Origin of the sequence: Delftia sp. JD2, assembly GCF_001682645.1 — a bacterium.
In the GTDB taxonomy this organism is placed as follows: Bacteria; Pseudomonadota; Gammaproteobacteria; order Burkholderiales; family Burkholderiaceae_C; genus Comamonas; species Comamonas acidovorans.
The window spans coordinates 1-21568 of sequence record NZ_LFJT01000061.1 but is presented as its reverse complement, the minus strand read 5'-3'; the positions used below and the strand labels follow the sequence as shown (position 1 = coordinate 21568).

The following is a 21568-nucleotide window of genomic DNA, read 5'->3' as shown; positions in this document are numbered from 1 at the left end:
ATGACAAGCAAGCCCACCGCAACCGATTCGCCTGTGGACGCCACAGGCTCGCCGGCCATCGGCTCACCCACCTCGCTGGAGACCCTGCTGGGGCTGCGTTCCTCGGCCTCGCTGGCCGGCAAGCCGCAGCCCGGCACCGATGCGCTCGCGCAGGACAAGTCACCGCTTGCACAGGACAAATCACCACTGGACAGGATGACCGCGCCCGCCGCTCCCCGCCCGACGCCGCAGCCGCTCGACAACGACCTGCAGGTGGAGCTGCTCTTCATCCACGCAGGCACCCCCGAAAGCTCGCTGGCCCAGGCCTGGCTGCAGCACATGCTGGACGGCGCACGGCTGCATGTGGCGCGGTTCCAGGACAACGTCACCGAGCAGGTGCAGCGCTACATGCCCCATGCCGTGCTCGTGCATTTCGACCCGCTGTCCACCGACGAGGCGGCCCACCTGGCCTCCCAGCTGCACATCTCCCACCCCCACCTGCCCTGCCTGGCCGTGGGCCGCACCAAGTACCCGCAGTGCATGCTGGCCGCGCTGCGCGCCGGGGTGCAGGACTTCCTCGACGTGGACGGCCCCGTGCAGGCCGCGCACCAGACGGTGATCGATCTGATCAAGCGCGTGCCCCCGTCGGCCTCGGGCATGCCCAACGCGCCGCTGACCGCCATCATGTCGGCCCGCGCCGGCCTGGGCAGTAGCCTCATGGCATCGCACCTGGCTTGGTACCTGCAAAAGCGCCTGCATGGCACGACGGCCGTGCCGGGCAAGGACGCCACGCCCCGCGAGATCAGCAACGAGACGCTGGACGGCCTGCTCATCGACCTGGGCTTTCCCAGCGGCGACTGCGGGCTGTACCTGGGCACGCTGGGCGACTTCGACTTCATCGAGGCCGTCAACAACCTGCGCCGCTTCGACCGGCGCCTGGCATCGACTGGGCTGGCCCGCCATGAAAGCGGCCTGCGCCTGCTCACGCTGCCGCGCCAGCCCGCCCGCCTGCGCGACGTCTCCTATGCCGATGCCGACGCGCTGCTGCTGCGCCTGCGCCAGTACTTCCGCCACATCGTGGCCGACCTGGGGGCCGTCGTGCCCACGCAGCTGGCCATGCGCGTGGCGCTGCGCGCCAGCCAGATCTGGGTGGTGTGCGACCAGAGCGTGGCCAGCGTGGTCTCCACCACCGAGCTGCTGCGCCAGCTCGACGAGCAAAAGGTCGATCGCGAGCGCGTGCAGCTCATCGTCAGCCGGCACGACAGCCAGCTGGAGCTGGAGGCTCCGCAGATCGCCAGGCAACTGCAGCTGCCGCTGCTGGCCACCATTCCCGAGCGCCGGCGCGAACTGGTCCAGGCCGTCAACCAGGGCCAGCTGCTGCCCAGCCGGCTGCAGCGCGAGCCCTATGTGCAGGCCGTGGACAAGCTCGCCACCTTGCTGATCACCACCCACCACCAGGCCCATGCGGGCGATCAGGCCGCGCCCGCCCGGGGCCTGAACCGTTTCTTCCACCGAACAAGAAGCTGAACGCACCATGACGACCACGGCTTATTCCCATCTGGCCGACGCCCAGGCCAGCGAGTTCGAGCGAAGCGCGCTGTTCCTCGACCTGAAGAACCGCACGCACGAGCACCTGCTCAGCCGCATCGAGGAGCTGGGTGCCGAGTTCGGCCGTTGGTCGCAGGCCGCCATCGCGCAGTTCGTGCTGATGGAGTTGGACAGCTTCATCCGCCTGCACTCCGTGCCCGTCAACGAGCAGGAGGCGCTGCAGGTGGCGCGCGCCCTCACGCGCGAGCTCACGGGACTGGGGCCGCTGCAGCCGCTGCTGGAAGACCCGCTGGTCGAGGACATCCTCATCAACGGCCACGGCAACATCTACGTCTCGCGCGGCGGCGTGCTGCAGCGCGAGACGCTGCACTTCAAGGACGACGAGCATGTGCTGCGTATCGTGCGCCGCATCCTGGCGCCGCTGGGCCGGCGCCTGGACGAGTCCAGCCCCATGGTCGATGCCCGCCTGCCCGATGGCGGGCGCATCAACGTCATCATCGAGCCGCTGTCCATCGACGGCCCCTCGGTCTCCATCCGCAAGTTCCGCAAGGACCCGCTGACACCGCCCGAACTGGTACAGCTGGGCACCTTCAACCAGGACATCTGCCGCATCCTGGAGATGGCCGTGCAGGCGCGCTGCAACATCCTGGTCAGCGGCGGCACCAGCTCGGGCAAGACATCCCTGCTCAATGCGCTGGCCAGCTTCATCCCGGGAAGCGAGCGCATCGTCTCCATCGAGGACACGGCCGAGCTGGCCCTCAACCACAACCACGTGGTGCGGCTGGAAAGCCGCCCCGGCGGCTTTGACGGCTCGGGCCACGTCAGCATCCGCGACCTGCTGCGCAACAGCCTGCGCATGCGGCCCGACCGCATCATCGTCGGCGAGGTGCGCGGCGGCGAGGTGCTGGAGCTGCTGCAGGCCATGAACACCGGCCACGACGGCTCCATGGGCACCATCCACGCCAGCTCGCCGCGCGAATGCCTGTACCGCGCCGAAATGCTGGCCGGCTTCGCGGGCTTTCAGGGCAGCGAGGTCAGCCTGCGCCGCCAGATCGCCAATGCCGTGGACTTCATCGTGCAGATCGGCCGCCTGTCCAACGGCCGCCGCCGCCTGCTGTCGCTGACCGAGGTCACGGGCATGACGGACAACATGATCTCCATGCAGGAGCTGTACCGCTACGAGCCCCAGGTGGGCCCTGACGGACAGGAGATCGACCAGTGGGTGTCGCTGGGCATCTCGCCGCACTCGCCCAAGCTGCTGAGCTGGTGGCGCATGCAGCAGCAGACCGGCCACGGAGGCGTGCGATGACAGGCCTGGCACCCGCCGTCCTCATCCTCGGCGCGCTGGCCTGCCTGCTGCTGGCACTGGCGCTGTGGGTGATCATGCGCGGGCGCCGCAAGGAGCATGAGCAGTCGATCAACCTGCACATGAAGCGCAGTGTGGACGGCCACCGGGAGGTGATCTCGCCCTCCCCGCCCATGGCCGAGCCCGCCTTCCGCGCCCCCGCGGCGCAGCCCGCGCCCTCACACGCTGCCGTGCAGTGGCTGGCCCAGCGGCTGGGCGTCCAGTCCTGGGGAATCTCGTCCAACACCCTGGCCCTGTTCGCCATCACCGGCCTGGTGCTGGCCTTGCTGGCGACCAGCCAGGCAGGCGCTGCCGCGGGGCTGGTGGTGGCCGTGTTGTATGCCGTGGTGCTGGCCTTCGGCATCTGGCGGCGGCAGGCCAAGCGCCGCGAAAGACTGCTGCAGCAACTGCCCGGCTTCCTGGACAACATGGTCCGCCTGATCTCCATCGGCAACTCGCCCCATGCGGCCTTCCAGATGGCGCTGAACAATGTCCCCGATCCGCTGGGCGACGCGCTTCAGCAGGCGGCGGCCATGCTCAGCGCATCGCCCGACCTGGGGCAGGCCATGGGCCAGTTGGAGCGCAACTGGCGCCTGCCCGAATTCGGCCTGCTGGCCGCCGTGTTCCGCATGAGCGTGCGCTATGGCGGCCGCGCCGACCTGGTGCTGGAGCGTGTATCGGCCTACATCCGCGACCGCCAGTCCGCCGAGCGCGAGCTGCATGCGCTGTCCTCCGAGATCCGCATGTCGGCCTGGGTGCTGGCCCTGCTGCCCCTGGTGGTGGGGACGCTGATCATGGTGATCAACCGCGGCTACTTCATGCGCATGTGGAACGACGACAGCGGCCAGACCATGGTCCTGGTCGCCGCCGCCCTGGAGGCCCTGGGCGCCTTTCTTCTCTACCGGCTGGCCAAGCTGAGGTGAACCCATGACAGCACAGGCACAGGTACAGGCCCACCCATCCGTCTGCGCAAGGAGCCACGCATGACCCCGCAGCAACTGTGGATCGCCAGCATCAGCCTGGGCGCGCTGGGACTGGTGCTGTGGGCCTGCGCCCTGGTGTGGAAGCTGTGGCGCTCTGCCCGTGCCTCCAGCCAGGTCGCCAGGATATTGCAGGCGCGCGATACCGCATCGACCCCGAAGGCCGCCACGAAGAGCGCCATGCAGGCCAACGACGCGCAGCTGCTCAACCCGCTGTCCATCAACGTGCGCTCCTCCGATTCGCCACAGGCGGTGGCCGCCAACCTCCCGCCCCCGGCCTGGCTGCAATGGGGCGTGGCCAAGGCCTTGCTGGCCGATGAGGACCGCAAGCTGCTTGACCAGGCCGGCGTGGGCACGCGCAACGGCAGCATGGCCTATGTGGCCAGCCGCATGGTGCTGTGCGTGGTCCTGCCCCTGCTGGCGCTGGGTGTGCTGCGCCCCGGCGAAAACGCGGCGCTGATCTACGGCTTTCTCGGGGTGAGCCTGGGGCTCATGCTTCCCAAATGGTTTCTGCGCTCGCGGGCCAAGGGCCGGCGCGAGCAGGTGGTCGAGGAACTGCCGCTGTTCGTGGACCTGCTGCGGCTGCTGCAGGGCGTGGGCCTGAGCGTGGACCAGAGCCTGCAGATCCTGGCCTCGGAATTCAAGAGCGTGCTGCGCGTCATCAGCGGAGAACTGGCCCTGGCCAACCAGCTCTACAACACCGGGCGCACGCGCGAGCAATCCTTCCAGCGCATGGTCAACATGAGCGCCGACGACGACATGAGCGCCATCGTCAACCTGCTGGTGCAGGTGGACAAGCATGGCGGCGCCGTGCAGGAGCCGCTGCGGGAATTCAGCATCCGGCTGCGCGAAAAGCGCCAGGCCAGCTTCAAGGAAAAGATAGGTTCCATCACCGTCAAGATGACGGGCGTCATGGTCCTCACGCTGCTGCCCGCCCTGCTCGTCATCACGGCGGGCCCCGGCTTCCTGGCCGTGATCAGGGCATTGACCACCATGGGAGGACGCTAGGCATGCGACACCAGGAAAACACCCGCGCAGGGCGGACGCCAGCGCCGGCACCCCTTGCAACTCTGGCAGCCCTGGCGACCCTGGCCTTGGCCCTGGCCCTGGCCGGCTGCGCCAGCAAGGGACCGCAGGGCTACGGCGCCCCTTCCGCGCAGCAGGAAACCGCCGCCCAGGCCCAGCAGCAATTGCAGAACGCCCAGCAGGCCACCCAGGTGGACAACGCCCAGACCTATCTGGACCTGATCACGCAGATGCAGCAGGCGGGCCAGTGGTATGCCTCGCTGGCGCACACCGAAGCCTTCGAGCAGCAGTACGGCGTGAACCCGGAGTCGCGCCTGATGCGGGCCGACGCGCTGCGCAACACCGGCCAGGTCGAGCAGGCCCGGCAGGCCTACCTGGCGCTGCTGCAGGGCGCCACCACGGCACGGGCGCGGCGCGGCCTGGGCCTGCTGTACGCAAGCCAGGGCCAGTATGGCCAGGCCGTGGAGCAGCTGGACAAGGCGCGCCAGCTCAACCCCATCGACGCCAACGTGCTCAGTGACCTGGCCTACGCCCACATGCTCGACGGCCGGCTGGCCGCCGCGCAGATGCCCATCATGCAGGCCTCGCAACTCGCCCCGGCCAACGCACGGGTGCAGCTGAACATGGCGCTGTTCTGGCTGGCCAGCGGCAACCAGGCCCAGGCGTCGCAGCTGCTGCGCCAGCTGGCCCAGCCCCAGGCCAAGGGCGCCCTGCCCATGATCGACCAGACCTCGCTGCAGACCCTGCAGGCACAGCTGGCCAGCGTGCGCGATGCCGTGCGCCTGCGCGGCGACAGCCTGCCCGCAGAGGCCAGTGCCAGTGCCGGTGCCGGTGCCGGTGCCGGTGCCGGTGCCGCTGTGTCCAGCGCCCCTGTGCTGCCTTCTGTGCTGCCCCCTGCACTACCCCCTGTGCCGACCCTGGGCACCCGCCCCGAAGCACGCGCCACCGAGGCCCTGCCCGAGACCCTGCCGGCCGGCATCACCCGGCGCATTCTTCTTTCCGAGCCGCCCGGCGCCGCAGGCGCAGCACCGGCCTCGCCACTTTGAGGAGCACGACATGCCAGACACATACCGCATGGAACCACCGCGCCGCACTGCAGTCGTCAGCGCTCTGGCCCCCTGGCTGCTGGCCGCCGGCCTGGCCCTGCTTCCCGCGGCCACGCTGCATGCCCAGGCCTTTGGCGAGGTGCAGAGCCCGCCCGAGCAGGTGGATGCACGGCCCCATGTGTTCGCCGAGCCCTCCACCGACTCCATCCTGGTCGGCTACACGCTCTACACCAACCCCGATGGAACCGTGATGTACCTGCCCCGGCGCGAGATCGACATCGGCGGGGGCACCCTGCGGCTGCTGGAAATGCAGCACAGCCAGCCGGGCCAGCGTGCACGCCCCATCGCGGGCGAGCAGGCGCGGCGCAGCTATGCGCGCTATCTCAAGAGCTTCGAGACGGAAATCCCCGCCCTGTACAAGACCGGCGTCGAAGCCGGCGGCAAGAACTGAGGCCGGCCCCGGCCACGGCTTGCAGGAACGACCATGACCCGGCGCCAGCCCCGCGCTCACCGCTCCCACCGATCTGCCAGCCTGCGGCAGCGGGGGGTGTATGCGCTGGAGTGGGCCATCATCTTCCCGGTGTTCTTTGCCCTGCTGTATGCCTGCATCAGCTACGGGCTGGCGTTCCTGGTGCGCGAATCCATGCAGGCCGCCGCCGAAGACGCCGCGCGGGCCACGCTGCGCTACCAGACCAGCCGCAGCGCCCGCCTGGACGCGGCCCGCAGCCTGGTGCAGCAGCGGCTCGATTGGCTGCCCGCTAACCTGAGGCCCACGGCTGGCAGCATCGACGTGCGCATCTGCAGGCTGCAGAACAGCGAACTGTGCTCGGCCACGCTGACCTGCGGCGTGCTGGTTGCCGAACGCTGCATGGTGCGCGTGGGCTTCACCATCCCTTATGGAACCAACCCGATAGCGCCCGCCCTGCCGGGCTTCGGCCTGGTCATGCCCACCACGTTGACGGCCAGCGCCAACATCATGGTGGACAGGGGGGGGCTATGAGATACCCCCTGAGCGGCTGCGCCGCTTCCCCCTTGAAGGGGGACGACACCCTCGCTGCGGGGCGGCGCGGCCGGCTTAGGCCCTTGCTCGGTGTCCCTGGGTTGGGGCATGCCGTGCGTGGGGCACGCCCTGCTGCATCGGCCGAGTTCATGCAGGACACCGGCGATACCTTCGCGGCAGGGCCGCGCAGGCGGCAGCGCGGCGTGGCGGCGGTGGAGTTCGCGTTGATCGCCGGGGTGATGGTGATGCTGCTGATGGGCATGTTCGTGTACTGGCGCGTGCTGCAGGCACAGCAGTCGCTGGCGCGTGCCACGGGCGATGGCGCGCGCATGGTCCAGCATCTGGCGTTTGGCGGGATGGCGGGCTACAACCCGGCCAAGCCGGCCGAACGCGCCAACATCCTGCAGGCCACCAGCGATGTGGTGAACCAGAGCCTGGCGGCCAGCGGCATTCCGGCGGGCACGGCGCCCACCCAGATACAGATCGACTGGGGCACTTCCCAGGCCACGCTGAGCGTGGTCTACATGCTTCCCCCCGTGCTGGGCCAGGGCCTGCAGGTGGGCAGCCAGACCTTGGGCGAACCCACGCGCCTGGAGTCCCGCAGCCTGATCAGGCTTGCGCCCGGCAGCTAGACAGGAGGACCAGAGCATGCTCACCCACCTCCCCGCATCCGTACACCGCCCCCGCACGCGCCGGCAAGGGCGCCGGCAAGGCGGCAGCCTGCTCGTGCAGTTCGCCCTGCTGGGCTCGGTGCTGTTCCTGTTGCTCGGCGTCGTGGACCTGGGCTACATGTACTACGCCAAGCGCGACCTGCAGCGCATTGCCGATCTGGCCGCCACCCAGGCGGCCCAGGCCATCAATGCCGAGCGCAGCAACCGCGCTGCCTGCGTGACGGCGGGCGAGGACAGCATCACGGCCAACTGGCCGGTTCCGCTGACCCGCAACAGCAGCCAGACCGTGGTCAGCTGCGGCAACTGGAACCCGGCGGACCCGGCAAGGCAGTCCAGCGGCGGCCGCTTCTTCGACGCCAGCTCCGGCCCGCTGAACGCGGCGCGCGTGACGGTGGGCGGCACCTCGCCCACCATCTTCCCCGGCCCCTGGAGCCGTGCCGTGGTGGCCGAGGCCATTGCCATGCGCAACGACTCGGTGGCGTCCTTCCAGGTGGGCTCGCAGTTGCTGCGCTTCAACAAGGACACGCCGCTGGGCGGGCTGCTGGGTCTGGTGGGGCTGGACGTGGGCATGCTGACCCTGCTGGACTCCAAGGGCCTGGCCGATGCCAAGATCAGCCCGGCCGGCCTGCTCAAGGCCCTGGGCGTGAACCTGGGCATAGAGCAGCTGCGCGCGCTGTCGCCCGAGGGCCTGGCCAACATCGCCAGCGTCACCCTGCTGAACGTGATCGACGCCTCCATCAGCGCCATCACCGACAACGCGCTGGCCGTGCAGCTCAACGCGCTCAAGACCCAGATCATCAACGCGGGCCTGAGCACCATCAAGATCCCGCTGGGCAGCCTGGATGACCAGAAGGGCCTGTTCGCCTTCCTGGGTGCCGGCCGCACCGATCCGCTGAACGCGGCCATGGATGTGCAGCTGGGCATTGGCGACCTGTTGAAGACGGCCATTGCCATCGGCGCCAACGGCCATGCGCTGCAGGCCAACCAGCTGGATGTGGCCGGGCTCATCAAGGGCCAGCTGACCATCGTGCAGCCGCCCACCATTGCCGTGGGCCCCGTCGGCACGCAGGGCTACAGCGCGCAGATCCGCCTGAACCTGAACGTGGACACGGACCAGCTGCTGGGCGGCGCACTCAAATGGCTGGTCAAGGACATCCTGGGCACCCAGGTCAAGCTGCCCATTGCCGTGGACATCACCAACGCCACCGGCACGCTGACCGCGCTGCAGTGCAGCGCCAGCCCTCAGACCATGGACCTGTCGGTCAAGTCCTCCATCCTCAACGCCTGCGTGGGCAAGATGGACCCCAACAACAAGCAAAGCTGCGAGAAGGGCCTGCAAAATGAGCAGCTCATCACCCTGCTGCACCTGCCCGTGCTGAACGGCAAGCTGTGGGTGCCGGCCCTGGAGTACACGGACTCCACCACGGGCCTGGGCATGGAGCCGGGCTACGAAGACCCGGCCGACCCCAACTGGTCCAAGACCAACCGCTCCACGCAGGTGAACCAGCTGGCGCTGGGCGACACGGTCAACAACATCGTCACGGGACTGCTCAACCTGCTCAGCGGCCTGCTGCAGCCACCGAACAGCACGCCCACCGACATCACCACGCGCCTGCTGGGCTCCTACCTGGACGCCTCCATGGTGAACGGGCTCTACAACGTGACCAGCCTCACCAACCTGCTGCTCAGCGGGCGCGGCGTGGCCGGCGACAAGGACTACATGCCGCCGCTGCTCACGTCCAACTTCACGTTCAACAACGCCATCGCCAAGTCCTGCCTGCTGGTGGCCTGCCCGTCCTCCACCTGGCCCAGCGGCACGTTCTCGGCCGCCCTCAACTCCTACACCAGCGTGCCCGGCGGCCTGCTGGATGTGCTGGGCATCTCCACCTACGACAACGGCTACCAGAGCTGCGCGGGCCTGCTCAGCTCGCTGCTCAACTGGAATGGCTGCGTCAAGAACAACGTGACCAAGCTGCTGACCTCGCACCCGCAGTACCTGTACGCGATCAACCCGAACAGCCCCGAGATCCAGTCCCTGCTCAACCGCGACAACAACCTCACCTGCACCGGCGCCCTGTGCACCCTGCTCAAGCCGCTGGTCACCACCGTGCTCAAGCCCATCCTCAACGGCGTGGGCACGCTGCTGACCAGCGTGCTCAAGGACACGCTGGGCCTGGAGGTGGGCCGCACCGACATCAAGGCCCTGTCCATCGGCTGCGACACGGCGCAACTGGTTTTCTGAACGGCAGGCAAGGCCATCCAATCCATGAATCGACAACGAGGGAATGCAACGTGAATCTGGACGAGCTCGTCATCTATGTCTGGGAAGGCCAGGCCGATATCGCCGAGCGGGTGGAGCGCTGCGTGCTCAACCTGGGCGTGGACGTGGTGCGCGCCGACGGGCTGACCCTGCCCGCCGACACCAGCGAGCTGGGCAATGCGATAGCCGTGGTCAGCGTCTCGGTGCTGGAGGGCGCGCGCTTCACGCGCCAGGGCGTGGAGGGCACCTTCGGCATGCCCGTGCTGTGGGTCAGCGCCAAGCAGCGCGACGCCAACGCCGGCACCTATGCCATGGAGTACTCGCATGTGCTGCCCTTCGACTTCACGGGGGCCGAGCTGCGCGCCATGCTGGTGCGCATCCTGCGGCGCATGCAGAGCAACCAGCGCCAGGTGCAGCGCTCGGAGGACATCATCGCCGTGGCCGACTGCATGCAGCGCCTGCTGCGCGACGTGGACACCTTTGCCGACTGCGAGCACAGCGTGCTCATCATCGGCGAGACCGGCGTGGGCAAGGAGCGCATTGCCGAGCGGCTGCACGAGCGCAACAACCGCTACGGCCAGGGCCCCTTCGTGGTGGTCAACTGCGGCGCCATCCCGGACGGGCTGTTCGAGTCCCTGTTCTTCGGCCATGCCAAGGGCTCGTTCACGGGCGCGGTGAATGCCCACAAGGGCTATCTGGAGCAGGCCAACGGCGGCACGCTGTTCCTGGACGAGATCGCGGACCTGCCGCTGTACCAGCAGGTCAAGCTGCTGCGCGTGCTGGAAGAGCGCGCCATCACGCGGCTGGGCTCGGCCGCCGCCGTGCGGCTGGACTTCCGGCTGGTGGCGGCCACCAACAAGCCGCTGCGCGGGCTGGTGCGCGAGGGGTGCTTCCGGGCCGACCTGTTCTTCCGCCTGGCCGTGATCGAGCTGCAGATTCCCAGCCTGGAGGAGCGCGGCGAGGCCGACAAACTGGCCATCTTCCACGCCATCCTGCGCAAGGTGGTGGGCGAGGCCACGATGAAGGAGCTGGGCGAGGCGCCCTTCTTCATCCTCGACGCCGTGGCCCAGATGTACTTCCCCGGCAATGTGCGCGAGCTGCGCAACCTGGCCGAGCGCATCGGCGTGGCCGCCCGCCAGACGCGCGACTGGAACGCCGACGGCGCCACGCAGCGCATCCTGCAGCACGCCCAGGCCCTGTCGGCCACCACCTTCCCGCCGGACGCCAGCGCCGCCGAGCCCCTGCTGGCCGACCGCAGCAACTGGGACATGGACGAGCGCAACCGCATCATCGCGGCGCTCAACACCAATGACTGGAAGCGCCAGAACACGGCCCAGCACCTGGGCATCAGCCGCAAGGTGCTCTGGGAAAAGATGCGCAAGTACCAGATCAGCGACGGCGAGCCCGAAGTGCCCGTGCCGGGCTGAGCACGTCCTCCGACACATCCCCATCCCCCACGCCATGGAGACCTCCACGAACATGCAGGACAAGCCGGTCATCATCTTCGTCAGCGCCGTCTACCCCAGCCAGTACAGCCTGCTGTGCAGCCACCTTCGCGCCAGCGGCGCGGCCGACAGCTGGTTCATGACCATGCCCGGCCATGCCGAGAACTACGCCAGCCAGTGCGACCACCTGCTGTCGTTCCGGCCCGATGGCGACATCGTCGGCCCGCAAAGCTACTACTACTCCAGCAAGGTGGAGCGCTCGGCACGCATAGGCCGCGGCCTGCTGCAGGGCCTGCAGGCCTTCGAGAAGGAAAAGGGCAAGCGCATCGACGTGGTGGTCGCCCACTCGCTGTGGGCCGCGCCCAACCTGCTGTATGGCGAGATCGATGCCGCCATCGTCAGCTACATCGAGTTCCCCAGCTACCGCGTGCACGGCAACGAGCCCGACTACCCGCCCGACCTGTCCCAGCGCCTGGCCGACCGCAACATGGAAATGCTGCACTACCACCAGGTGCTGTGCAGCGACCTGACCATCACGCCCAGCGCCCATGCGCGCTCGCTGTTCCCGCCGCTGCTGCAGGAGCGCGTGGCCGTGCAGTTCGAGGGCTTCGACATCCAGGCGCCCGACGAGCAGGCCGAGCCGCCGCCGCGCCAGGACACGCGCTTCACCGTGGCCTTCTCATCGCGCGACCTGTCCAGCTCCAAGGGCTTCGAGACCTTCATGCGCCTGGTCGATCGACTGGTGCGCGAGGGCGATGGCCAGCAGATGCGCTTCATCGCCCTGGGCGACCCCACGGCCGTGACCTACGGTTACGAACAGCAGTGGGTGGAGCGCCGCTACCAGGGCAAGGTGGCCAGTTTCCGCGACCATCTTCTGCAGATCCACCCGGCCGCCCAGGTGGTGGAGTTCCCGGGCAAGCTGCCGTATGACGAGTTCGCGCGCACGCTGGCCTCGGTGGACCTGTTCCTCTATCCGCTGCGCTACGGCGTGGCCAACTGGGGCCTGATGGAGATCCTGGCGCGCGGCGGCTGCGTGATCGGATCGAACTGGGGCTTTGTGCCGGAGCTGGTGCAAAACGATGTCAACGGCCTGCTGCTGCCCGACAGCGACGACGCCTGGATCGGCGCCATCCGCCAGCTGCGCGACGACCCGGCCCGGCGCCAGCGCTACGGCCGGGCCGCGCGCGAGACGGGCAAGCGCTTTCACATCTCCAACGTGGCCCCGCGCTTCATGGACCTGTTCCGCCTGGCCATGGCGCGGCGCAGGGCCGCCCCGCTGATGCTGGAGTGAGGTGCCGCACGGGCCCGGGCCAGGCGCAGGCCAGGCACGCGCCAGGCGCAGGCCAGGCACGCGCCAGGGGCGACCCAGGCGCGTGCCTGGCCGGGATCGGTCCAGGCCTCAGGCCCGCGCCCGCAGGAAAAATCCCGTGCCCATGCCGGTCTCGGCGGCCGACACCTCGGCTCCACCAGACACGGTGGAGGCCGCCACAAGAGCAGACATGCGCTCCATGCCGCTCCAGCTCAGGGCCATGTCCAGCTCGTCGCCATCCTGCACCTCGGTCGCCTCCAGCACCTCCAGCACGTCTTCCACGCGCACCACCTGGTCCAGCAGGCCATGCAGCGAGGGCCGGGCGATGAAGAAGCCCTGCGCGCCATGGGCCCCCGCCAGCGCCACGGCCTCCAGGCCCTGGGCGGACTCGATGCCTTCCACGATCACGCAGGCGCCCCGGTCGGCGCACAGGCTGACCAGGCCCTGCATCATCCGGGCCGAAGGCCGGGCCTGCAGGCTCTGGTCCAGCACGGACTTGTCGATCTTGACGATGTTGGCGCGCAGCTTGCCCAGAATGTCCAGGCCGCCGCGCCGGGGCACGATGTCGTCCAGCGCCACGCGCACGCCCAGGATCTGCAGGTGCCGCACCAGGCCCAGCGCGGCCTTCTCGCAGGGGAAGGCGCCGGTCTCGGTGATCTCCAGCACCAGGCGCTGGGCGATCTCGGGCCGGTCCTCCAGGTAGTCGAACACGCCATCCCACCAGGCGTCGTCGCAGAACGAGGCGGCCGACAGATTGCAGCCCAGGCTGTGGCCGGTCTTCATCTCCAGCGCACCTATCACCGACCACAGCACGCTGCGGTCCAGCCGCGCGGCCAGGCCCAGGCGCTCCAGCGCCTCGATGGCATGGGGCACGGCATAGTTGTCGTAGGCAGAGAACACGCTGCGGCGCAGCAGGCACTCGTGGTAGAGCGTGCGGCCCGCGCCGGCCCCACTGCCCCCGCCTGCCATGCCTGCGGGCTCCAGCAGCGTCACGGGCTGGAATGCCAGCGCCAGGTGGCCCAGCCGCAGATCGTCCAGCAAGCGGCCCGCCAACTGCATGTCGGCCTGGTAGGCCTTGATCAGCCTGGGGTGCATCCTGCGCACCGCCATGTCCTGGACACCCGCCGTGGCGTGGCCCTTGCCGCGTATCTCGTGCAGGCCCGTCAGGGAGACGCAGCCCAGCGCCTGCACCTCGGCGCGCAGATAGGCCTGGCGCGCGCCGTCCACCACCGGGTCGCGCACCAGGGCGGACTCCAGCGCATGCATCCAGCCATGCCGGGCCTGATTGCCGGGCAGCACCGTGTCAGCCATCGTGCGGGGATCGAACCCCCGAACCAGCACCGTGTCGCCCGCACGCTCCAACGATTCGGCATCGATGCCCAGGCCCGTGAGCCGCTCCACGCAGACCCGCATGGCCTCGTCGCAGAAGCCGTTGCCGTAGACGCTGCGCCAGGTCTGCAGGGGCGACAGCCAGATGGCCAGGTCCACGGGGGTGTCGCCGGGCGGAGCTTCGATGATGTCGTCGTGCATGGTGTGCTCCTTCATTCAACGGCCTGCAATGGGTTGTGAATAGCAGTGAAATCCGATCGCCCTGCGCCCCCGGCCGGACGGCCCGCCGCCGAGCACGCCGGCATCCACGGCCGACAGCGCCAGGTCCACATGGCCGGCCACCAGGTCAAAGACCACCGAGCAGGCATCCGCCTTGCGGCTGAAATACGCCAGCGTGGCGTCCGTGCCACCAGCGAAGCTGCCCAGCAGCGCCTGCCCGTCCTGCTCCTGGAACACGGCCTGCGCGCCGCCCTGCTGGGGCACGATGACGCGGTCGCCCTGCTGCAGCACGGCGCCGGCCTGGGCCGCGATCACGTCATTGCGCCGCACGATGCGCACGCCCTCGCTCACGCGCGTCAGCATTGCCACCGGTGCCATCTGTGCATGCGCGCCTCCATCACCGGCCTCGCGCGCAGAGGCAAAGCCAGAAGCGCGCGGCACCGCCGCAGACGCAAACGAGGCGGGCACGTTCAACGGCTTGCTGCGCGCCCTGTCCGGGTGGGCGCGCAGTCGCGGCAGGGGCATGCCTGCAAACGACAACGAGACAGCGGCCATGGTTTCTCCTCCGAAAGACAGCGATCGATGGGGTGCGTGGCGCAGCACCCGGTTTTCCAGACACTGCGACAAGCTTTTTGCATCCTGTTGCAACAAGCGTGCCATGGGCCTGGACGTCTTCATCCAACGCAAAGCCATCTGTAACCTATTGATTTATTTGAACACCCACGCACAGCCGCCGCCATGTCACCGCGCGGCGTTACGGGCGATGTCACGTAACGCCGGCGCGCCACGGCGTTACTTTCGCAGCGGCCGCGCAGGGCGGCGCGGCCCTGGCTGCCAGGCGCGGATGCCCTTTCGGTGTATGTTCCAGCGCATCACTTCAGGAGCCGGCCCTGTCCCCGCAAAAGTCCATCCAACGGGATCTGGTGATCCTCTGGCTCACCATCTCGGCCGTCGCCCTGGTGCTGGCGTGGCTGCTGCTGCTGCTGAGCCGGCAGGGCACCGACCAGCAGGTTTCCCGGGCACGCGACGCCGCAGGCGTCAGCTGCAGCGCACTGCAGGCCGGGGCCGCGCGCATGGGGCTGGCGGGCCTGACGGCGGACACGCCCAGCGCACAGGCCCGGTCCGCCGCGCAGGCCGTGCTGGACCTGGCGCTGCGCGACCGCCCCGGCATGGAGGGCGGCTTCTGGCGCGAGGGCCCCGGCGTGGTGGCCTATGCCTTTCCCACCTATGACGGCTCGGGCATCAAGCGCGATGCGCCCAGTGCGGAGATGGAGCGCATCACCTCCACCGCCCAGCGCGCACGGGACAGCGCAGGCCTGGTGACTGACCTGCGCCCCGGCCTGCGCGAGGCGGTGGTCTTTGCCGCCTGCCCGGCCCAGGCGGACGCACCCGGGCTGGTGGCCTGGACACTGATGCGCGTTCCCCTGATCAGCGCCGACGTGGTCAACCCCCTTATCCTTGCCGTCAGCCTGCTGCTGGGCATGGTCCTGGTCTCAGGCCTGTGGCTGGGCAGAATGCTCCGGCGCTGGCAGCGGCAGTCGGCACAGATGGAGCAGCAACTGCTCAGCGCCGAGCGGCTGGCCACCCTGGGCCGGCTGTCCGCAGGCCTGGCGCACGAGATCCGCAACCCGCTGGGCACCATGCGCATGAAGGCCGAGACCGCGCTGGCAGCGCCCGCGCCACTGCGCGAAGCGCGCAGCAAGGGCGCACTGGAGGCCGTGCTGGCCCAGACCGCGCGTCTGGAAGACCTGGTATCGAGCCTGCTGGCCTTGACCCAGCCCTTCCGGGTGCAACCGGAGCCGGTGGACCTGCAGCAGCTGCTGGACGAAAGGCTGCAGGCACATGCCGAGCTGGCCCAGGCCAGGGGCGTGCAACTGGCAACGGCAGTGTCCGCCGGCCTTGCCCGGGCCCTGCAGGATGGGCGCCGCCCGCTGCTGGACCCCGTGCAGATGGCCAGGGCGCTGGACAATCTGCTGCTCAACGCCCTGGCGCACACGGCGGCCGGCGGCCGGGTGGAACTGGGCGCGGACCGCAGCGGCACCACCGTTTCCCACCGCAACAGCCCGCTGCAACTGTGGGTGGCCGATGACGGCACGGGCATTGCGCCCGAGCTGCGCGACACGCTGTTCGAGCCCTTCACCACCGCGCGCCCGGGCGGCACCGGGCTGGGATTGGCGCTGGTGCGCGAAATCGTGCTGGCCCATGGCGGCCGCATCGCGCTGGGCAAGACAACACAAGGCACACGCATAGAAATGGAATTTCCATGGCCCGCATCCTGATCGTTGACGATGACACGGCCTTCCGCGAAAGCCTGGCCGAGATGCTGGGCGACCTGGGCCACGCGGTCAGCGCGGCGCCCACCGTGGCGGCGGGGCTGCAGGTGCTGCAGGCCGGTTCGGTGGATGTGGCCATCGTCGACCTGCGCATGCCCGGCGAGGACGGGCTGGCCTTCCTGCGCAAGGCCCGCGGCCTCTCGCGGGCGCCCTGCATCATGCTCACGGCCTACGCCAGCGGCAGCAACACCATCGAGGCCATGCGCCTGGGCGCCTTCGATCACCTGACCAAGCCCATTGCCAGAACCTCGCTGGTCGAGGTGCTGGAGCGCGCCTTGCTCAGTGCGGGCCAGGCCGGCAGCCCCGAGAACGTGGCGCAGAACCCGGCGCAGAACCCGGAGCCGGAAGGCGATGACGCCGAGCTGGTCAGCGGCAGCGAGGCCATGCGGCAGGTCTTCAAGCGCATCGGCCTGGCGGCGGACAGCGACGCCACCGTGCTGGTGCTGGGCGAGACCGGCACGGGCAAAGAACTGGTGGCCCGAGCCCTGCACCGCAACAGCGCCCGGGCGGAGCGCCCCTTCGTGGCCGTCAACTGCGCGGCCATTCCCGCCGACCTGATGGAAAGCGAACTCTTCGGCCATGTGAAGGGCGCCTTCACAGGCGCCGTCAGCGACCGCGCCGGGCGCTTTCGCGAGGCGCAGGGCGGCACGCTGTTCCTCGATGAAGTGGGCGACATGCCGCTGCCCACGCAGGCCAAGATCCTCCGGGCGCTGCAGGAGCGCGAGATCACGCCAGTGGGCGCCAGCCGGGCGCTGCCGGTGAACGTGCGCATCATCGCGGCCACGCACCGCGACCTGCCCGCAGCCGTCAAGGAGGGTCGCTTTCGCGAGGATCTCTGGTACCGGCTCCAGGTCGTGCCCGTGCACCTGCCGCCGCTGCGCGAGCGCCTGGGCGACGTGCTGCTGCTGGCCGAGCATTTCCTGCGCCAAGGCGGCGGCGCCTCGCCCAAGCGCCTGGGTGCCGACGCCGCGCGCCTGCTGCTGGCGCACGACTGGCCCGGCAATGTGCGCGAGCTGCGCAACGCCATGGAGCGCGCGGCCCTGCTGTGCCCCGGGCCGGTCATCGGGGCCGAGCACATCGGCCTGCAGCCTGCAGCGGCACACGGGCCCGCCATCGACTGGAACGGCCCGCTGGCCGCCGCCGTCGCCCAGCTGGAGCGCGAAATGGTCACGCGTGCCCTGGCCGCCGCCACGGGCAACCGTGCCGAGGCCGCACGCCGCCTGGGACTGTCGCGCCAGCAGCTGTACCGCAAGCTGGCGGAGTTCGGGCTGGGCTGAGGCAGCAATGTGCGCACGGACGCACGGACGGCGCCGCATGTGTCCGATACGGTGACACCGGCTGTCTCCACATCGGACACCGGGCTCGCAGCGCCCGCTGCAAGCCCTTGATTTCATGAGGATTCCTGATGGCATGGCACTTGCATTGACGGATGCGTGTCCATCGCCAACCAAGGAGCCCTCATGTCCCGATTTGTTCTTTCCTCCGCCGTTCTGTGGCTGGGTTCCAGCGCATTGAATGCGCATGCCGTGCCGCCCGGCGGCTTCGCCCCTTCAGGCCCTTCAGCCCCTGCAGGGCCTGGTGCGCCGCACGCACAGGCCGTGCTCGAAAGCGCCGTCGCCCGGCTGCTGACCAATCCGTATGGAGAGGTGGACGGCCTGCGCCTGACCGACGGCACGGTGGTCCGGTTCCCGCCGCATATGTCCGACGCGCTCACGGCAGCCGTGAAGGTGGGCGACACGGTGCGCATCATCGGCCGCAGCGAAGCCGGTGGTGCGGTCAAGGCAGATGCCATCGTGAACTCGGCCAGCGGCCAGACCGTGTACGACCAGCCGCCCGCCCGCGACGGCGCGCGCCCCATGCCGCCGCACCTGCGCATGGCCGGACTGCAGACGCAGCAGGCCCAGGGCCGCATCGAGGCTGTTCTCACCGGCCCGCGCGGCGATGCCAACGGCGTCATCCTGTCCGACGGCGCCATCGTGCGCTTTGCCCCCCATGCGCTGCAGCAGCCGCTGCAGCCGGGGCAGCTGTTTGCCGCCTCGGGTCTGGGCACGCGCAACGCGCACGGCACCTCGCTGGAGGCCACCAGCATGGGTGCCAGCCTGTCGGACCTGCAGCCGCTGTACGACGGCGCGCGCTGACACCACCGCCCGGTCCCCGGGGCCGGGCGGGCTCCTGTCCCTTCCTGCTGTTCTGCTTTCCCGCCTTCACCGAACCCCACCATGTCCCCCAAGATCGCCCCCGTCCTGCTGCTGCTGATCTCCAACGTCTTCATGACCTTCGCCTGGTACGGGCACCTGAAGTTCGAGAACCGGCCGCTGTACCTCGTCATCCTGGTGAGCTGGCTGATCGCGCTGGCCGAGTACTGCTTTGCCGTGCCCGCCAACCGGCTCGGCCATGAGGTCTACAGCGCGGCCGAGCTCAAGACCATCCAGGAGGTGATCACGCTGGTGGTGTTCGCCGTCTTCTCCGTGCTCTACCTGGGCGAGAAGCTCACCCTCAACCACCTGGTGGGCTTCGGCTTCATCTGCCTGGGCGCCTTCTTCGTGTTCAAGGGCCCCCTGCGCTGAAGGAAGCCGCCATGCACCGCACACACCACCATGCGCGGCGCTGGCTGCCGGGGCTCAACTTCTTCCTGGCCGATGTGCGCGACGGCCTGGGACCGTTCCTGGGCGTGTTCCTGCTCGCCCAGGGCTGGCGGCTGGACGACATCGGCTACGTCATGGCCCTGGGCGGCATCGCGGGCATGCTGGCCACCACGCCGCTGGGCGCGCTGGTCGATGCCTCGCGCCGCAAGCGCAGGCTGCTGGCTGCGGCCATCGCCCTGCTGCTGGCGGGCAACCTGGCCATCTGGATCGCACCGTCGCTGGCCGTGACGGCGGCATCGCAGGTCATCACCGGCGTGGTCGCGGCCTTGATCGCCCCCTGCCTGCTGGGCATCACGCTGCAGATCACCGGCCATGCGGACCTGCCCCGGCAACTGGGCATCAACGAAGCCTGGAACCACGCCGGCAACGTGGCCACGGCCGCACTGGCGGGGGCCATGGGCCTGCGCTGGGGACTGCCTTCCGTCTTCGTGCTCATGGCCCTGATGGGCTGCGCCTCGCTGGCCTGCCTGGCGCTGATGCGGCTGGATGAAACCCCGCAAGACACGCCACCCCCAGAGCAGGCCGGGCCTTGCGCACCCGGCCTGCTGCACGTGCTCACGGGCACGCCGGCGCTGCGGGTGCTGGCCGTGGCCATGCTGCTGTTTCACCTGGGCAATGCCGCCATGCTGCCGCTGCTGGGCCAGGCCGCCGTGGCGCGCGGCCATGCCAACCCCAGCGGCTTCACGGCGCTGACCATCATCGTGGCGCAACTGGTCATGATCCCCATGGCCCTGCTCGCCGGGCGCCACGCCCAGCGCAGCGGCTACTGGCTGCTGGTCAAGGCGGCCCTGCTGTCGCTGCCGCTGCGCGGCCTGGTTGCCGCCACCTGGGATTCGGACTGGGCGCTGATTCCCGTGCAGGTGCTCGACGGCGTGGGCGCCGGGCTGCTGGGCGTTGCCCTGCCGGGCCTGGTCGCGCAGACGCTGCGCGGCACCGGCCACGTCAACGCAGGCCTGGGCGCCGTGATGACGCTGCAGGGCCTGGGCGCGGCCGCCAGCCCGGCACTGGCGGGCTGGATTGCGCAGCGCTTCGGCTTTGATGCGGCCTTTCTTTCGCTGGGCGGCATCGCGGTGCTGGCCCTGGCGCTGTGCTGGTTCGGCGCGCCTGCCGAACCAAGGGCTGCCCACCTCCAGCCCAAGACCTGACATCAGGCCATGCGCGGCCCGCTTTCAGGGCATCTGGAAACATTTGGGAGCCTGGAAACATAGGAGAATTCCTAGGACCCGAATCAGAACCCGCGCCATCGCGGACTTGCCTCCCAGCGGCCAGCGCCTGCCGCCCCCGAATGACTGTCAAGAACAAGAAGCCTTCCGCGCGCAAGCGCAGTTCCTCCCCCGCCTCCAAGAAGAAAGCCTCCAGCCGCAGCGGACTGTGGCGCTCCATGCTCGCCGCCCTTGTGGCGGCAGCGGGCACCTTCCAGATCGCCAGTTGCAGCCTGGACCCGAACTGGCACCCCAAGCTTCCCGAGCCGCCCTTCCTGTCCACCCTGCCCATCCCGGGGCTGGAGCACCTGCGCAAGCAGCCGGAGACAGGTTCGGGCACGGCCTCCGGTGGCGGCAGCCCGCCAGCCGGCAGCATGGCCACGGGCTTTTCGCACTGCCGCGATTTCTTCCCCGGTGGCGAGCCCCCTGCCCTGCAGATCCAGCCCCAGCAGCGCGAGCTGTGCTTCAGCGCCTTCGCCGTGCTGCACAGCGGCCAGACCAAGACGCCCGTCTTCGTGGTGGAGCGCCTGAACCGCAAACTGCTGGACCAGGGCCAGGGCCTCAAGCGCAGCGACAAGTTCTATGCCGATGCCCGCCTGCCCCGCGCCGAGCGTGCCGAACTGGACGACTACCGCCGCTCCGGCTACTCGCGCGGACACATGGCGCCGGCCGGCGACATGTACTCGCCCGAGGCCATGGCCCAGAGCTTCAGCCTGGCCAACATGGTTCCGCAGGACCAGACCCACAACGGCGGCGTCTGGAGCAAGGTCGAGCAGGACACGCGCCGCTACGCCCAGCGCGCCCAGGGCGATGTCTATGTGTTCACCGGGCCGGTGTTCGACGGCCAGCCGCTCACCATCGGGCCGGGCAAGGTCCATGTGCCCAGCCATATCTTCAAGCTGGTCTATGACGCGAGCACGGGGCGTGCCTGGGCGCACTGGCAGGCCAACAGCCCGGATACGCGCATGAGTGCGCCGATCAGTTATGAGGAGTTCACTCGGAGGACGGGGATGCCGTTGTTGGCGGGGGTGATGAGGGGGCGGGGTTAGCCTTCAGGCGTGGGCCAGGGTCCGTCTTTGCACCTGCCGGGTGGTTTTCTTTCGAGGCCGGGTCTCGGCCCGGCGGCCGACCTACCTTTCTTTGATTCGTCAAAGAAACGTAGGCCAAAGAAAGACGACCCGAATGTCCGCGAACCCTTCGCTTCGCTACGGGGCAACCTGCGTCGTGGCGG

General features: G+C 69.3%; 19 protein-coding genes. 17 read left to right on the top strand and 2 right to left on the bottom strand.

Translation table 11 applies throughout. The features are described 5' to 3' along the window. The 11 genes from ACM14_RS24650 (at position 1) to ACM14_RS24600 (ending at position 12591) form a co-directional block, all read left to right on the top strand. Positions 1 to 1506 (top strand): pilus assembly protein CpaE, encoded by a 1506-nt coding sequence (locus ACM14_RS24650; RefSeq protein WP_065347613.1) that lies wholly within the window; start codon positions 1 to 3, stop codon positions 1504 to 1506. A 7-nt stretch (positions 1507 to 1513) separates the two neighbouring features. Further along, complete coding sequence (locus tag ACM14_RS24645; RefSeq protein WP_012203993.1) at positions 1514 to 2836, top strand: CpaF family protein; 1323 nt, start codon at positions 1514 to 1516, stop codon at positions 2834 to 2836. After that, a complete protein-coding gene (locus tag ACM14_RS24640) occupies positions 2833 to 3795 on the top strand; it encodes a type II secretion system F family protein (RefSeq protein ID WP_065347612.1) in 963 nt (320 codons plus the stop codon). The genes ACM14_RS24645 and ACM14_RS24640 overlap by 4 nt, the downstream gene beginning before the upstream one ends. A gap of 60 nt (positions 3796 to 3855) precedes the next feature. Beyond that, positions 3856 to 4860 (top strand): type II secretion system F family protein, encoded by a 1005-nt coding sequence (locus ACM14_RS24635; RefSeq protein ID WP_065347611.1) that lies wholly within the window; start codon positions 3856 to 3858, stop codon positions 4858 to 4860. 2 nt (positions 4861 to 4862) lie between these two features. Continuing rightward, the gene (locus ACM14_RS24630) at positions 4863 to 5924 is read left to right on the top strand and encodes a tetratricopeptide repeat protein (protein WP_065347610.1); all 1062 of its coding nucleotides are present in this window, start codon (positions 4863 to 4865) and stop codon (positions 5922 to 5924) included. Positions 5925 to 5934: 10 nt separating this feature from the next. Continuing rightward, positions 5935 to 6375 (top strand): DUF3613 domain-containing protein, encoded by a 441-nt coding sequence (locus ACM14_RS24625; protein WP_065347609.1) that lies wholly within the window; start codon positions 5935 to 5937, stop codon positions 6373 to 6375. Positions 6376 to 6408: 33 nt separating this feature from the next. Further along, entirely contained in the window at positions 6409 to 6924 is a 516-nt protein-coding gene (locus tag ACM14_RS24620) for a TadE/TadG family type IV pilus assembly protein (protein ID WP_065347608.1), read from the top strand. Positions 6925 to 7037: 113 nt separating this feature from the next. Further along, positions 7038 to 7556, top strand: coding sequence for a TadE/TadG family type IV pilus assembly protein (locus tag ACM14_RS24615; protein ID WP_254662129.1), 519 nt, complete (start codon positions 7038 to 7040; stop codon positions 7554 to 7556). A gap of 16 nt (positions 7557 to 7572) precedes the next feature. Then, positions 7573 to 9837: a TadG family pilus assembly protein gene (locus ACM14_RS24610; RefSeq protein ID WP_065347606.1), complete on the top strand. Its 2265-nt coding sequence runs from the start codon at positions 7573 to 7575 to the stop codon at positions 9835 to 9837. A gap of 50 nt (positions 9838 to 9887) precedes the next feature. Continuing rightward, complete coding sequence (locus ACM14_RS24605; RefSeq protein WP_065347605.1) at positions 9888 to 11282, top strand: sigma 54-interacting transcriptional regulator; 1395 nt, start codon at positions 9888 to 9890, stop codon at positions 11280 to 11282. Positions 11283 to 11316: 34 nt separating this feature from the next. Continuing rightward, entirely contained in the window at positions 11317 to 12591 is a 1275-nt protein-coding gene (locus ACM14_RS24600; RefSeq protein ID WP_175403303.1) for a glycosyltransferase, read from the top strand. Positions 12592 to 12699: 108 nt separating this feature from the next. Here the strand turns inward: ACM14_RS24600 and ACM14_RS24595 are convergent, their stop codons facing one another. Next, positions 12700 to 14139, bottom strand: a complete 1440-nt coding sequence (locus tag ACM14_RS24595) for an EAL domain-containing protein (RefSeq protein WP_065347619.1) — start codon at positions 14137 to 14139, stop codon at positions 12700 to 12702. A gap of 15 nt (positions 14140 to 14154) precedes the next feature. Then, positions 14155 to 14712, bottom strand: coding sequence for a hypothetical protein (locus ACM14_RS24590; protein ID WP_065347604.1), 558 nt, complete (start codon positions 14710 to 14712; stop codon positions 14155 to 14157). 368 nt (positions 14713 to 15080) lie between these two features. On the opposite strand from ACM14_RS24590, the gene ACM14_RS24585 reads away from it, so the two are divergent. From ACM14_RS24585 to ACM14_RS24560, 6 genes are all read left to right on the top strand, one after another. Further along, a complete protein-coding gene (locus tag ACM14_RS24585) occupies positions 15081 to 16436 on the top strand; it encodes a PAS domain-containing sensor histidine kinase (RefSeq protein WP_065347603.1) in 1356 nt (451 codons plus the stop codon). After that, a complete protein-coding gene (locus tag ACM14_RS24580; RefSeq protein WP_065347602.1) occupies positions 16421 to 17767 on the top strand; it encodes a sigma-54 dependent transcriptional regulator in 1347 nt (448 codons plus the stop codon). Before ACM14_RS24585 ends, ACM14_RS24580 begins: the two co-directional genes overlap by 16 nt. 183 nt (positions 17768 to 17950) lie before the next feature. Continuing rightward, complete coding sequence (locus tag ACM14_RS24575; protein WP_065347601.1) at positions 17951 to 18628, top strand: hypothetical protein; 678 nt, start codon at positions 17951 to 17953, stop codon at positions 18626 to 18628. Positions 18629 to 18709: 81 nt separating this feature from the next. Beyond that, complete coding sequence (locus tag ACM14_RS24570) at positions 18710 to 19057, top strand: DMT family protein (RefSeq protein ID WP_012203978.1); 348 nt, start codon at positions 18710 to 18712, stop codon at positions 19055 to 19057. A gap of 11 nt (positions 19058 to 19068) precedes the next feature. Continuing rightward, on the top strand, positions 19069 to 20280 hold the full coding sequence (locus ACM14_RS24565) for an MFS transporter (RefSeq protein ID WP_034391027.1): 1212 nt from the start codon (positions 19069 to 19071) through the stop codon (positions 20278 to 20280). Positions 20281 to 20420: 140 nt separating this feature from the next. Then, complete coding sequence (locus ACM14_RS24560) at positions 20421 to 21386, top strand: DNA/RNA non-specific endonuclease (RefSeq protein WP_012203976.1); 966 nt, start codon at positions 20421 to 20423, stop codon at positions 21384 to 21386. Positions 21387 to 21568: the final 182 nt, after the last annotated feature.